Genomic DNA, 13,470 nt, shown 5'->3' with positions numbered 1-13,470 from the left:
AAGTGAGTCGCAATAATATTAAATTTCGACCTGAATATTGTCGATCAATCTAACACCACCAAAATAGGCTGCGGCTAAAATAACAAATTGAGTATCTTCGATTGTAGCAGTTTTTAATGTATCTCGTTGAGCAATCTCAAAATAGTCTGGCTTTAGGCCAGCTAGCTCTAAGCTCTGTTTAGCTGAGATTTCAAGTTTTACGAAGTCTTTTTCGCCGCTTTTAAGTTGCTCAGCGCACGTATTAAGCGCTTTAAATAATACGGTTGCAGTCGCTTTTTGATCATCAGATAAGTAACCATTACGTGAGCTCATAGCAAGGCCAGAAACTTCTCGCATTGTAGGTACACCAATAACTTCAACCGGAATTGATAGGTCGCGTGCCATAGTTTTAATTACTTGCAGTTGCTGAAAATCTTTTTCACCAAAGCAGGCGTAATCTGGCTGTACTAGGTTAAATAACTTAGTGACTATTGTGGCAACGCCTCTAAAATGTCCAGGGCGTGAACCACCACAGTAACCTAATGAAATATCAGGTACATCTACAAAGCTTTGTGCACCAAGCCCGTTTGGGTAGATTGTATCTACACTTGGCGTAAATACAATGTCTGTGCCTAGTTCAGCAAGGCCTTGTTTGTCTTCGTTTAGCGTACGAGGATAGTTATCTAAATCTTCGTTAGCACCAAACTGCATTGGGTTAACAAAAATACTCACAACGACTTTATCGGCTAAGTTTTTTGCTTTTTCTACTAGCGAAAAATGCCCACGGTGCAAGTTGCCCATTGTTGGCACAAGCGCTACGCTAAGACCCGCTTGGCGCCATGCTTTAATTTGACTACGTAACGATCTGATTTCAGTAATTGACTGCATTATTTAAACTCGTGTTCAGCGCTTGGAAACGCGCCATTTTTAACGTCTGTACAATATTTTTGAACGGCTGCAGGCATATTGCCTGTTTCGAGCAAAAAGTTTTTAGAAAATTTAGGAATGTAACCTGCCGAAATACCAACAAGGTCATGCATTACCAATATTTGGCCATCAGTTAAACTGCCAGCACCAATACCAATAGTTGGAATGCTTAGTGCGTCAGTAATACGTTTTGCCAATGCACTTGGAATACATTCAAGTACTAATAATTGTGCGCCAGCAGCTTCTAGTGCTTTTGCGTCATCAATCATTTTTTGTGCTTTGTCTTCTTCGCGACCTTGTATTTTAAAGCCACCAAATACATGTACTGACTGTGGTGTAAGGCCTAAATGCCCGCAAACTGGAATACCTTGTTGAGTAAGCGTTTTAATGCTCTCGTAAAGCCATTCTCCGCCTTCAAGCTTAATCATGTTTGCGCCAGCGCGCATAAGCTCAGCTGCATTTTTACAGGTATCACTTACGCTCGAGTAGGTCATAAAAGGTAAGTCAGCAATTACAAACAATTCGCGGCTACCAGCGCGTACACAGCGGGTATGATATGCAACATCTTGATTGGTTACGCCAAGGGTGTCATCGCCGCCTTGTAGTACCATGCCCAAGGAGTCGCCCACTAAAATAACTTCAACGCCGTTATCATGAAATAACTTTGCAAAACTAGCGTCGTAGGCTGTTAATGCAGTAATTTTGTTATTTTCTGCTTTCATTTTATTTAAAGTAGAAACGGTTATTTTAGACATAATATCCTCGCAGGCAAAAGCCTAGGTTAATTACAGAGGTAATTGTTGTAAGTCGTTGAGCGGTAAATTATTTGCAATGGTTTTTAATGCAATGCCGCTAGGTAAAATAAGTTCAGGTGCAAGCTCTAATAGTGGGTAAACCACAAACTCGCGATTACTCAAACCATAATGAGGCACAGTTAAGCGCGCCGTATTTATAATTTGATCACCAAATAATAGGGTATCTATATCAAGCGTGCGTGGACCCCAACGCTCAGCCTTTCTTACTCGGCCATGTTCAAGCTCAATACTTTGTGTTAAATCAAGTAATTGCTCTGGCTCAAGAGTCGTTTTAATGCACGCTACTGCATTGATATAGTCAGGTTGATCTTGTGGGCCCATAGGCTTACTAGCATAGTAATGCGATACGTTTATAAATTCACAATTGGGCAGCTTTTTAAGCGCGATTACCGCGTTATCAAGCTGCTCTTTTGGTGAGTTTAGGTTGGCACCTAAACCCAAATAAACACAGTGCATGTTATTACTCAGTTGGCTTTTTAGTTGGACGACGGCGTTTTCGTGGTTTAGGGCCACCTTGATGACCTAAGTTTTTAACCATCTCTTTTTGGCCGTTTATATCTTGGCTTAAGTACTGTGTCCACCACTGTGCAAGCTCAGTATGCTGCGTTTCGCCTGCATTTACGCGTAATAATAAAAAGTCGTAAGCGGCTTTAAAGCGAGGTTGCTGCGTTAGTCGGTAAGCACGTTGGCCAGCACGTTTATCTAAACGATGCTGAATATGCCAAATATCGCGAGCACCTAAAGTAAAGCGCTTAGGAACGGCAATATGTTGTGAGTTGTCACTGAGTACTTTATTCATTGCTTGTGCGAAAGCATCGTATTCAGATAGTTGCTCTTGGCTTTGAATTTTTTTAGTACGCTCAAGTAGCGGGAACCAAAGTAGGGCAGCAAAAATAAACGCTGGGGTTACTTTTTTATCGGCATTAATACGCTTATCGGTATTTTGAAACATTTGCTGAATAAGTGTGTGCTCTAAGCCACTTGGATTTTTATCTAAAATTTTATCAAGATCAGGGAACAGTGAGCGGAATAAGCCGTATTTACGCAGCATTAAAAAGTTAGCTTCTGCCTTGCCGTTTAAAAATAGTTTAAGGATTTCTTCAAATAAACGAGCCGGCGGAATATTATCAAGCAAGCTTGCAAGCTCGCTAATTGGCTTTTCACTTTTAGGCGCAATGCTCATATCAAGTTTAGTGGCAAAACGTACTGCACGTAACATACGCACAGGGTCTTCGCGGTAACGCGTTTCGGGGTCGCCAATTAGTTCGATTTGTTTAGCTTTAATAGCAGCTAAGCCGTTGGCGTAATCGTGAATACTAAAATCTTTGATTGAGTAATAAAGTGCATTGATTGAAAAATCGCGGCGCTCAGCATCTTCTTCAATACTGCCAAATACGTTGTCACGTAGCAGTTGGCCTTCATCACTTGATTGGCTTATTTGATTTTTATCTTCTTGCGCTTCGTGATGGCCACGCATAGTCGCCACTTCAATAATTTCACGGCCAAATACAATATGTGCTAAACGAAAGCGACGGCCAATAAGGCGACAGTTTCTAAATAGTTTTTTTACTTGATCGGGTGTTGCATTAGTAACTACGTCAAAATCTTTTGGCTGTTGGCCTAACAATATATCGCGAATACAACCACCAACAAGGTAGGCGTCGTAACCACCGTCTTTTAAGCGGTATAATACTTTGATTGCATTTGGGCTAAATTGTTTGCGAGAAATACCATGCTCACCACGAGTGACAACAATAGGTTCACTGCTTACAGAAGCGCTTTCGGCACTGGTATTCGGGCCGATTATTTGTCGGCAAAATTGAAAAAGCTTGGAAATAATAATCTGTCTCCTAGAAGGTATGATTGACACTGCATTGCAATCAAAAGTTACAGCAAATAGGGCGGTTATAACCCAGCACAAGCTGCTTAGCTTAATTAGCATATATTTAGGCGGCTATCATATACCAGCAGGGTTTAAAAATTAAGTTGATGTGTTGAAATTAAGCCGTTTTTAGCTATTTTATTTACTTAAATGTGTAAATTGGACTTTTTGACTATGTGGATGTTGAGAAATTTGTATTTCGGATACGTGTGGTACCTGCTTTAAGCTAAAGTTTTTAACGCCCCAAGCGATTAATTGTTCAATATTTAAATCGATTAAATCAGCTATTACAGGCAACCCTAAAAATTCAAATGCACTAATTAAAGCTGGTTTTGGGTTTTGCTTGCTGATAGCAGGGGCATAATTTTGTTTAGACAGTTTAAAACCAGGTTTGGCAACCGCTAAAGGTAAATGAGCAAATTCAGGTACAGGGCTGTTGAGCTGTTTAAACAAACTAATTTGTCGTGCTGTTGGCTCAATTAAATCAGCGCCTCTAACAATTCGATTAATCCCTTGGTCAATATCATCGACGACCACAACAAGTTGATAGGCAAATAAGTCATCGCTGCGTTTAATTAAGTAATCCTCATGGGCGAGGGCACTATTAACGCTTATGTCACCTTGAATTAAATCACTAAATTGAGTCGTTGGATGTTGCTGAATTAAACGAAGCGCACCGGATTGGGGGTTGTGATTAAGTGCCTTGCAATGCCCCTGATAAATACCGCCAATAGCTTTTATTTGCTTGCGAGTACAGGTGCAACCATAAACAAGGTTTTGTTTTAAAAGTGAGTGGGTAATATCTTGATATAAAGGCAGACGCTGCGTTTGATATACAACAGGTTCGTCCCAATGAAGGGCATAGGCATGTAAGGTATTAAGAATATCGGAGTCGGCGTTTTTGACCACGCGCGTAGTGTCTATGTCTTCTATACGAACTAACCACTTTCCTTGGTTAGCTTTTGCATCTAGATAGCTACCCACAGCCGCTACAAGTGAGCCAAAATGTAATGGCCCAGAAGGAGACGGTGCAAAACGACCGCGATATTTACGCATAGGCGCAGTAACGGCTGTAGGAGACATAACTAATTAATAAGTATTAATTAGCCGCGTCCAGATTGCTTTTCTTTGATTTCCGCAAGTGTTTTACAGTCTACGCATAAATCGGCAGTAGGACGTGCTTCTAAGCGACGTATGCCAATTTCGATGCCACAAGACTCACAAAAGCCAAAATCATCTTCTTTAATCAAATTAATTGTTTTTTCAATTTTTTTGATTAATTTACGTTCGCGGTCACGAGTACGAAGTTCTAAAGAGAACTCTTCTTCTTGTGCAGCGCGGTCAACTGGGTCAGGAAAGTTAGCAGCTTCGTCTTGCATGTGCGATTTAGTGCGATCAACTTCGTTACGTAAATCATTACGCCAAGTTTCTAAAATCGTTCTAAAATGAGCACGTTGTGCATCATTCATGTACTCTTCGCCTGGTTTTTCTTGGTATGGTTCTAAACCGGCTTGAGCCAATAAACCATGTTTCTTTTGGTCTGGCATAACTCTCTCCTAAATCCTTAATTTAATGCCTCAGCATTAGCCGGCGGTATAAATAACAGAATCTTATACCCTAGGCAAATTTATTTTTAATTAATCGAATTAGCTTCAACCATGCTTACTGAGTAAAAGGTGTATTAATAGTTTGTTTACACTTTTAATTAATTCACATATTCGCTTTCTAAAACTTGCCTTGTTATATGGGCAAAAACTTTAAAAACAAGTTAATTTAAATAATTCATTTTTGTAACTTTCTGTATTTTGAGCTCGTTATTTACTTTGCAAATTACGAATAGTTCAATCCTTTGGTTTAAATAAACACACCTCAATACACTATTCTATAAATGCTATTTTTTTATGAAGTAAAACTTCATCCGCCGAAATAGTCGCTTTGTATGCTAATACTTCAACACCGGCTGCTATTGCTTGGCTTAATAACGAGGCATATTTTTCATCAATATGTGCTGCTGCACTTACCGTATTTATTCCCTCATGCAAAACTGCGAACAGTAATACTGCTCGGTGGCCTTGTTCGATCATTTCTATTAGTTCGCGAATATGTTTTTGTCCGCGCAGTGTTTGCGCATCAGGAAAGTAGCCTTGCCCACTTTGTGGAGCATCTTCGCTTAATAATGTGACTGATTTAACTTCTACATAGCAATCAGGTTTATTTTCGTCTGTGAGTAAAAAGTCGATTCGGCTGTTTTCGCTGCCGTACTTTACTTCGCTTTGTAATTGACTGTAGTCGAGTAGTTCGCTTATCACATTATTGTTTATTGCTTCTTCTACTACTTTATTAGCCACCGCTGTATTTACACAAATAAGCTGTGATAAGTTATTTTGCGTAAGCTCTAATGAATGCGGGTATTTTCGTTTTGCGTTATCGCTTGTTGAATAAAAAGCAGCAAAACCTGGCTCTGCGCATCCGGTCATTTTACCTGTATTAGCGCAGTGAGCAGTGAATTCGCTGCCATCATTTAGCTGTAAATCAGCTAAAAAGCGTTTGTAGCGTTTTAATAAAGTGGCTGGTTGCAGCGCTGGCGTGTACTTCATAATAACTTCCAAAGTGTAAATACTGCACAGCAGTGTGATTTATGTTATTTATCTCAAGCTGTTGGGAACTTAAGCGCTCTATAGTAAACTCGGTGGCACATTTAAGTGCAAGGGTATTCTAACATGAGTGAAAAATTTGTTGTTCAACTAAGCGAACAAGCGGCAGCTAGCCATTGGGGCGATAATGCGTCGTTGTCTTTTAACGAGCGCGGTGCAACGGTACATTTGTCTGAGCAAGAAACATTGAAAAATGTTCAAAAAGCAGGTCGAACTCTTGCAATCCAAGGCGTTAAAAACGTTGAACTAGCAGGCGATACTTGGTGTACAGAAAGCCAGTGGGCCTTTTATCAAGGCTTTGTAACACCAAAATCGTTAAATGGTGTTGAGTTTGTTGATAACGCACAATCGGATATTAAAGAACTTGCTCATTTAAAAACGTCAGCAATTTGGGCACGTGAAATGGTTAACGGGACGGCCGATGACATTTACCCAGAAAGCCTTGCTGAAAAAGCCGCTGAGTTTATTCAATCATTAGCGCCTGAGCACGTTAGTTACCAAATTATTAAAGGCGATGCGTTACTTGAGCAGCAATGGATTGGTATTCATGCTGTTGGTCGCGGTAGTGTTCGCCCACCTGTATTACTTGAGCTTGATTACAACCCAACGGGTGATGAAAATGCACCAGTAAGTGCAGCGCTTGTAGGTAAAGGTATTACGTTTGACTCAGGTGGTTACTCAATCAAATCAAGCGAAGGTATGCTTGGTATGAAATGCGACATGGGCGGCGCAGCAACAGTAACTGCAGGCTTAGCATTGGCTATTAACCGTGGTATTGAAAAGCGTATTAAGCTGTTTTTATGTTGTGCAGAGAACTTGATTTCGGGTCATGCATACAAATTAGGTGACATTCTTACTTATAAAAATGGCACAACAGTTGAAATAGTAAACACCGATGCTGAAGGTCGCTTAGTACTTGCTGATGGCCTAATGGCTGCTGGCGAGACTGGTGCTCCACTTATTATTGATGCAGCAACACTAACTGGTGCAGCGCTTGTTGCTGTTGGCCAAGAGTACAATGCATTATTTGCACTTGATAAAGAACTAGCACGCGAAGTTGAAGGGTTTGCCTCTCAAGAAATGGAAGCTGCTTGGCCTCTTCCTCTTGAAAAATGGCATCAACAAAACTGCCCATCGCCTTACGCTGATACGGCAAATAGCCGCGCACAAAAAGGTGGCGGTTACGGCGGTGCATCAAATGCAGCAGGCTTTTTATCACGCTTTGTGCCAAACGATGGCAAAGGTTGGGTACACATAGATTTAGCAGCTGCATTTAACATGGGCAGCACAAGCCAATGGGCTGCTGGCGCAACAACTCAAGGTATGCGTACTGTTGCACGTACATTGTTAGAAAAAGCTTAATAATACGTAAAATAGGCTTTTAATATACAAAATAGGCACCACTTGGTGCCTATTTTTTGATTTGCAGACAAGCAATTTAGTTTGATTTACGGTAAAATCTGTCGCCAATACCTGTTTGAGTTTAATTTTTTGCTTAACTCTAAGCTGCGCTCAAATGTTATATCCACCACTGGGGTTTCTAATTATGTCAGATAAGTGCTACATCACAGCTCAACAGCTGCTTGAAGATTCGTTCCGCGTAGCGGCACAAGTATACCAAGATGGCTTTCGTCCTGATTTTATCATTGGTATTTGGCGAGGTGGTGCACCAATCGGTATTGCTGTTCAAGAGTATTACGATTACAAAGGCATTGAGACTGACCATATTGCGGTACGTACATCGTCTTATTACGGTATTGGTAAGCAATCAAAAGAAATTAAAGTTCACGGATTACATTATATTGTAGAGAACGCAAATGCAGGCGATTCATTGTTAATTGTTGATGATGTGTTTGACTCAGGGCGTAGTATTGTTGCATTAAAAGAAAAGCTTTCTGAACTTATGCGCTTAAACTTACCACGTGATATTCGTATTGCGTGCCCGTATTACAAGCCTAAAAATTCAAAAGTAGACACTGTTCCAGATTATTATATTCATGAGTCTGAAGAATGGTTAGTGTTCCCGCATGAACTATCTGGTTTAACACCAGATGAAATTATTGCTGGTAAATCTGACCTTGCGAAAATTCATGACATTTTGCTAGAGAAGTAATTAGTAATTTGCATAAATAAAAAAAGGCCGTTAAGGCCTTTTTTTATGCGTGAAATTGAGCGCGTTACTTAACTTATTATTTAATCAATAAACTAAAGCTGAGCAAAACTATCAACGTATTCACTGAGCCTTGGTATATCGACCGCGAGTAAACCGTCGTTACTTCTAAGTACCAAGCCTTTTTCTACAAGTTCTGTAACAACACGCCTGTAAGCTCGCTCAGTGGTAGCAAAGCGTTCGGCTTCAGCATTTACAGTTGGGTAGGCTCTAAGTAGCGTAGGGTTGTTGTTCTCGGCTCTTAGTAAGCAATCTTTAGCTATATTATAGCTCAATGGCAGTAATAACTTATCTAAATTGATTTTTTGGTTCTCTTGAAACTTAGCCGCAATGGTTTGTGCGGTGTATAAACTTAGTTCCGGCTTTTCAAGCAGCAGAGCACGCCAATGCCTTAATTCAATAAGGTTATAAGTTACATCGCTAAAGCATGTTACCGTATATATACACGGATTATTATTTAGCGCTTCTATTTCACCAATAAGGGTGTTGTTACAATCCAATTGTCCTAACAGCAGGCGTCGTCCATTACCTACGTCGTAACTAAACGACACAGTGCCACTGCGTACAAGCACAAGCTTGCTTAAAGGCTGATCTTGATGGATCAGAACTTCTTTTTTTGATTGTTGATAGCTACTACCGGCAAAGGTTAAAAGCTGATCAACAAGGTAACTAGAAAAATGGTATTGAAACATCAATGTGCTCTTCGGACATTTGTCCTATTTATTACATCTTAATGACGATAGCATTAAGACACTAAGAATTTACGCTAACTTGCTACTAATATTATTAGCTTTGCTAAGAGTATTATTTTACCTTCATTTCCCGTGTAATGATTTAAGAATTTGCTGGTATTTTCCGGCAAACTTTTTCAGGTTTTTTAAGCAGGTTAGCTTTTTTATTTTGTTGTAACTTTGCAATACTTACAAGTGCCATAAGATAGCAGTACATGTAATGCTAACCTAAAGGCTAGGAGAGAACAATTGAGTTGGGAATATTTAGGTTATATTGCATCAGCTTTATTGGTTGCATCGTTAACAATGACAGATGTAGTAAAACTACGTTGGTACAACATGTTTGGTTGTATTGTATTTACTGCATACGGTGTTGCCATTGGCGCAGTGCCTGTTATTTTTACCAACGGCTTATTGTCGCTTGTAAATTTATACCACATTATAAAAATATATCGCCAACCTAAAGTTGAAGACGCTAAAAGCTAAAATAAGTTATCTGCACAAAGTAAGTTAATGGTTTTAATTAAAATCAAAAACTTCAGTTTTTGTGCAGTCCAGCTTGATGCGTATATAGATAATCTCATATCACTCTACATAACTTACCTCTGAACCATGCTTTAATCTCCTACTTAAAAGATGATTACCTTAGGTTTTAATACGTCATTCGTTAGCTAATACCAACCTGCATAAATCTTTGATCAATTTAACGAATTAAATTGCACTATAACGTCGTTAAAAATTTTTTATTTAGAACAACTAGATACAAAAATTTTCGCCTAGTTCTAGCGTAATTTTCTCAACGTTAAATAGACCCGTATATAAGCAGATTGGTATAAACTCTGTTCGCGGTTAATAATACCAATTCCAATAAATAGCTGATCTATTTTACTTGCTAAAACAACCCATTTCTTTGTTGTAAATTTCGCAAAGGGAACAACCATTTATATCAATTTACGCCTAGAACTGAATTATTTTTTCGGCGTAAAATTTAGATCACATACTTAATGGAATTGGTGTAAATATATAAATAAGTGCTTCTAAATTTCATAAAAAAATCCGATAGCAGTAAACTGCTATCGGATTTTTATCTGTTATACCAACCTGCTTATATGCTATTTAATTTGTTAAATTGCTTAAATATTTATGTAGGTTGGTATTTAGGTATTTACGCTTTTTCTAAATCTTCAACGTCACCTAAACCTGCAGTTAGTTCTTCAAGTAATTGCTTTATTTCTTCAGAAGCTAAAATAAAGTCAGCATCAAGTTTTAAAGCCATATCTTCTTTAGGAATATCTGCGTTTTCTTCTTTTAGAGTTTCAGAGTAGCTTAAACGTTTGATAGAACCATCGTTTTGCAGCATAAACTTAAGGCGTTCTTGCCAATCAAGGGCAAGTTTAGTTACGCGTTTACCACTTTCTAAATGCGATTTTACTTCATCACATGATAGGTCATGGCCTTTAAGCTTTACTTGTGCGCCGCTGTCGTCAGCTTCTTCAAGCTCAGCGTCTGAGCCAATAGCAAAGCCCTCTGGTGTACTAAAGTTAGTTAACCAATCAGTTAAAAATACATCTAGGTCGTAGTTAGCAAACGCAGGTACTACAGGAAGCGTTCCTAGCGATTTGCGAAGTAATGCCAGTAGCTCTTCTGCTTTATTAAAGCTTCCGCTATTTACAACAACCCAACCGTTTTCTTGGTCAATAAAAGCAAATTGTAAGCTCGACTTTTTAAATGCTTGAGGTAGAAGAGTATGAAGAATGTTTTCTTTTAACTCGTCTTTTTCTTTCTTTTTAACAGGGCGGTTTTCTTCGGCTTCTATCAGATCAATTTTCTCAGCGACTAGCTCGTTAATAACAGAAGCCGGAAGTACTTTTTCTTCACGTTTAGCGCAAACTAAAATACTTTTTTGAGAAAAATGCGATAGCGTATCGCCATGCTTTCCAAACGCTTTTGTCCAACCAAATGTAGCAAGCTCTTGGCCCGTACATGGGCGAAATAAATCTTGCTCTAATGCTTTGTCAAAATCTTCTTGAGTGTATGAAACGTCTTGCTTAAAGCGGTAACAAATAAGGTTACTAAACCACATAGGGGAATTAATCCATTTGAAAAATTTGTACAATCATAGCAATAAAAACAGTATCTCGAAATGACTGATTTGTTACTGTTGAATATGAACAAATTTAACGCATGTACTTTTATTTATTCATATTTATCAAAAATAGGCAGAGGCTTAGCCATGTTCTTTGGAAATTGAATATAGTAACGCAAGCCTTTGCCTAGTTCACTCGTTGCATCAATAGAGCCACTAAGGGTTTGCTTGACTAAATTAAGCATTATGTGGGTGCCTAATCCGCTACCGCCTTCATCTCGTTTAGTCGTAAAGAATGGGTCAAAGAGCTTTTTCAATTGCTCATTGGTAACACCGTTACCATTATCTTTGTAATCAATAGTTAAGTTAGTGTCATCAGCGCTTATTTTAATATCCATAACACCGTTGCTTTTACCTTCAAAGCCATGAATGAGTGAATTCATAATTAGGTTAGTAAAAATTTGGCTTATAGCGCCTGCGGGTAAATTTAAAACTAAATCATCAGGACATTCTAATTTTATAGTGTGGGATGTCTTTTTTAGTTGTGGGTGCAGTGAGCGTATTACTTCGTTAACGTAATCTTTAAAGTTAATGGTTCTTACTGCTTCACTAGCTTGATCGACCGCTATTTGTTTAAAACTAGCAATAAGCTCTGAAGCTCTATCTAAATTGGTTGTTAAAAGACTGGCACTTTGCTTGGCCTCATTAATAAATTCTTCTAGTGCTTTTGGCGAAAGCGTTTTTTCGGTATAAGCATTTTCGAGTTTATTTAAACGCTCTTGTAAAAACGAGATTGCCGTTACACCAATGCCAATGGGGGTATTTATATCGTGCGTAATACCTGCCACCAGCCCGCCTAGCGCAGCCATTTTTTCTGTGCCTAACAAACGTTCCTGTGCAAGGCTTAACTCTTCTATGTAGCGCTGAGATTCAGTTTGTTTTGTAATTAACTCTTGCTCTGTACTTCGGCGTAAATCAATTTCTTCCGTGAGTACAATTTTTTGCTTTTCGAGTTCGTACTTTTGCTGCTGTAAATCCATCATTGCTTGGCTTAAGTTTGATGTTTTACGAGCTACGTCTTGTTCAAGCTGTATGTTGTGATGGTCAAGCTTTTCGTTACTAATAATGAGTTCTTTTTGGGTATGCTCAAGTTCTTTTCTATACTGAACTACTTTATCTATTAGTTTGTTAAACGACTGCTCCATTACTTTTAGTTCGTTATGCTCTTCTGTTTCTATTTCTATGTGCTGGCCTTCTAGCTCATCTATTTCTAAATTTTCTAGTTGTTCAGTGAGTTCAGTTAAAGGCTCTGTTAGGAGTTTTCTAAATGCCATTAAAAACAGAATGATCAGAAATGTTGTTTTGATCATCGCATTACCAATCAAAAAATAGATTGATACCATAATGCGACTAAATACAACTTCACGACTAGAAAATAGCGTAACGTCACCGACTTGGGTTGCGCGTCCTGAAAATTCAAAAATAAGTGGAAAAGTGTAACCAAATAAACCCGATTTAGTATCTTCTAAAATAACTTCTTCTTGAACAAGTTGTTGATTGTATAGCTTGTGTATGTCAAGTGATCGCCCTAACTGTGAAATAATTTCGCCACTGTCGTCACGAACAATAATCCCTTCAATCATAGGGATGGCGAGTAGACCTTCTGCCGTTGTAATTGTTTGTTTGGTATTAAGTTCCCAAATAGCACGCGTTAAGCTGCGGCTAAATGTTTTTTGCAAGGTACTGAGTTCATTGCGAATGTAATCTTTAGTATTAACGTATTCAGCAAGCACTTGTCCGCAAGTCACTACAAAGGTAAGTAAAAAATAAACGGACAAAACGCTAGTTAGTAACTTCTTAGAAAGGCTCTTTTGTAACATAAGTGACTTGTTCATCCATTATTATTTTTATAACGTTACGGTAGTTACTTAAAAGTTAGTCAATAAACCTCTAAAAATAAATAAAAAACTTAAAATTTAATAAGATAAACCTAAAAAATAGGCGTGTAGTACCAAAGTAATTAAACTAAGCTATAAAGTAGTCTATTTGTTACATGTTAACTATTATCACTTTAGCTGATATTTGATTTCGATTTTTATTTAATACGGACTTACTCTATATTTATCATGGTATTAAATTATTAATGTGTTGAGTATTTAGGAACGTGTTAAAGTGTATAAAATGCAAGGAGGGCGGTCTTTCAATAACTTTGATGGTTGTATAGTA

The 13,470-nt window shown here is 38.4% G+C and carries 13 protein-coding genes; 3 read left to right on the top strand and 10 right to left on the bottom strand.

The features are described from left to right. Positions 1 to 18: 18 nt before the first annotated feature. The 7 genes from panC to sfsA form a co-directional block, all read right to left on the bottom strand. A complete protein-coding gene (gene panC, locus GQR55_RS01945) occupies positions 19 to 867 on the bottom strand; it encodes a pantoate--beta-alanine ligase (protein ID WP_166419245.1) in 849 nt (282 codons plus the stop codon). Continuing rightward, entirely contained in the window at positions 867 to 1,661 is a 795-nt protein-coding gene (gene panB / locus GQR55_RS01940) for a 3-methyl-2-oxobutanoate hydroxymethyltransferase (RefSeq protein ID WP_166419244.1), read from the bottom strand. Before panB ends, panC begins: the two co-directional genes overlap by 1 nt. 30 nt (positions 1,662 to 1,691) lie before the next feature. Continuing rightward, positions 1,692 to 2,177: a 2-amino-4-hydroxy-6-hydroxymethyldihydropteridine diphosphokinase gene (gene folK, locus GQR55_RS01935; protein ID WP_166419243.1), complete on the bottom strand. Its 486-nt coding sequence runs from the start codon at positions 2,175 to 2,177 to the stop codon at positions 1,692 to 1,694. A gap of 4 nt (positions 2,178 to 2,181) precedes the next feature. Further along, a complete protein-coding gene (gene pcnB, locus GQR55_RS01930; RefSeq protein ID WP_206012011.1) occupies positions 2,182 to 3,663 on the bottom strand; it encodes a polynucleotide adenylyltransferase PcnB in 1,482 nt (493 codons plus the stop codon). Between the two features lie 78 nt (positions 3,664 to 3,741). After that, complete coding sequence (gene gluQRS, locus GQR55_RS01925) at positions 3,742 to 4,686, bottom strand: tRNA glutamyl-Q(34) synthetase GluQRS (protein WP_166419242.1); 945 nt, start codon at positions 4,684 to 4,686, stop codon at positions 3,742 to 3,744. A 20-nt stretch (positions 4,687 to 4,706) separates the two neighbouring features. Next, positions 4,707 to 5,150 carry an RNA polymerase-binding protein DksA gene (dksA, locus tag GQR55_RS01920; RefSeq protein ID WP_024611520.1) on the bottom strand — a complete coding sequence of 148 codons (444 nt, stop codon included), beginning with the start codon at positions 5,148 to 5,150 and terminating at the stop codon, positions 4,707 to 4,709. Between the two features lie 330 nt (positions 5,151 to 5,480). Then, positions 5,481 to 6,200: a DNA/RNA nuclease SfsA gene (gene sfsA, locus GQR55_RS01915; protein WP_166419241.1), complete on the bottom strand. Its 720-nt coding sequence runs from the start codon at positions 6,198 to 6,200 to the stop codon at positions 5,481 to 5,483. Positions 6,201 to 6,323: 123 nt separating this feature from the next. Between sfsA and pepB the strand changes: the two genes are divergently transcribed. Together pepB and GQR55_RS01905 are read left to right on the top strand one after the other, a co-directional pair. After that, positions 6,324 to 7,619, top strand: coding sequence for an aminopeptidase PepB (gene pepB, locus GQR55_RS01910; RefSeq protein ID WP_166419240.1), 1,296 nt, complete (start codon positions 6,324 to 6,326; stop codon positions 7,617 to 7,619). A gap of 184 nt (positions 7,620 to 7,803) precedes the next feature. Next, entirely contained in the window at positions 7,804 to 8,370 is a 567-nt protein-coding gene (locus GQR55_RS01905; protein WP_007377478.1) for a phosphoribosyltransferase family protein, read from the top strand. Between the two features lie 92 nt (positions 8,371 to 8,462). Here the strand turns inward: GQR55_RS01905 and GQR55_RS01900 are convergent, their stop codons facing one another. Continuing rightward, positions 8,463 to 9,119 carry a Crp/Fnr family transcriptional regulator gene (locus GQR55_RS01900; RefSeq protein WP_166419239.1) on the bottom strand — a complete coding sequence of 219 codons (657 nt, stop codon included), beginning with the start codon at positions 9,117 to 9,119 and terminating at the stop codon, positions 8,463 to 8,465. Positions 9,120 to 9,407: 288 nt separating this feature from the next. Here GQR55_RS01900 and GQR55_RS01895 point away from each other — a divergent pair, with 288 nt between their 5' ends. Next, positions 9,408 to 9,644, top strand: coding sequence for a YgjV family protein (locus tag GQR55_RS01895; RefSeq protein ID WP_002962663.1), 237 nt, complete (start codon positions 9,408 to 9,410; stop codon positions 9,642 to 9,644). A gap of 679 nt (positions 9,645 to 10,323) precedes the next feature. On the opposite strand, the gene rdgC is transcribed toward GQR55_RS01895, so the two are convergent. Both rdgC and GQR55_RS01885 read right to left on the bottom strand, forming a co-directional pair. Next, a complete protein-coding gene (gene rdgC, locus GQR55_RS01890) occupies positions 10,324 to 11,241 on the bottom strand; it encodes a recombination-associated protein RdgC (protein ID WP_024589755.1) in 918 nt (305 codons plus the stop codon). Positions 11,242 to 11,354: 113 nt separating this feature from the next. Continuing rightward, on the bottom strand, positions 11,355 to 13,124 hold the full coding sequence (locus GQR55_RS01885) for an ATP-binding protein (protein WP_166419321.1): 1,770 nt from the start codon (positions 13,122 to 13,124) through the stop codon (positions 11,355 to 11,357). Positions 13,125 to 13,470 lie beyond the last annotated feature (346 nt).

This window comes from Pseudoalteromonas sp. Z1A8, assembly GCF_011378855.1.
Classification (GTDB): Bacteria; Pseudomonadota; Gammaproteobacteria; order Enterobacterales; family Alteromonadaceae; genus Pseudoalteromonas.
This window is presented reverse-complemented; position numbering and strand designations above follow the sequence as displayed.

Bases quoted from the DNA above. Each gene is read 5' to 3' on its own strand.
- panC (WP_166419245.1), bottom strand. From the start codon at position 867: ATGCAGTCAATTACTGAAATCAGATCGTTACGTAGTCAAATTAAAGCA.
- panB (WP_166419244.1), bottom strand. From the start codon at position 1,661: ATGTCTAAAATAACCGTTTCTACTTTAAATAAAATGAAAGCAGAAAAT.
- folK (WP_166419243.1), bottom strand. From the start codon at position 2,177: ATGCACTGTGTTTATTTGGGTTTAGGTGCCAACCTAAACTCACCAAAA.
- pcnB (WP_206012011.1), bottom strand. From the start codon at position 3,663: ATGCTAATTAAGCTAAGCAGCTTGTGCTGGGTTATAACCGCCCTATTT.
- gluQRS (WP_166419242.1), bottom strand. From the start codon at position 4,686: ATGTCTCCTACAGCCGTTACTGCGCCTATGCGTAAATATCGCGGTCGT.
- dksA (WP_024611520.1), bottom strand. From the start codon at position 5,150: ATGCCAGACCAAAAGAAACATGGTTTATTGGCTCAAGCCGGTTTAGAA.
- sfsA (WP_166419241.1), bottom strand. From the start codon at position 6,200: ATGAAGTACACGCCAGCGCTGCAACCAGCCACTTTATTAAAACGCTAC.
- pepB (WP_166419240.1), top strand. From the start codon at position 6,324: ATGAGTGAAAAATTTGTTGTTCAACTAAGCGAACAAGCGGCAGCTAGC.
- GQR55_RS01905 (WP_007377478.1), top strand. From the start codon at position 7,804: ATGTCAGATAAGTGCTACATCACAGCTCAACAGCTGCTTGAAGATTCG.
- GQR55_RS01900 (WP_166419239.1), bottom strand. From the start codon at position 9,119: ATGTTTCAATACCATTTTTCTAGTTACCTTGTTGATCAGCTTTTAACC.
- rdgC (WP_024589755.1), bottom strand. From the start codon at position 11,241: ATGTGGTTTAGTAACCTTATTTGTTACCGCTTTAAGCAAGACGTTTCA.
- GQR55_RS01885 (WP_166419321.1), bottom strand. From the start codon at position 13,124: ATGTTACAAAAGAGCCTTTCTAAGAAGTTACTAACTAGCGTTTTGTCC.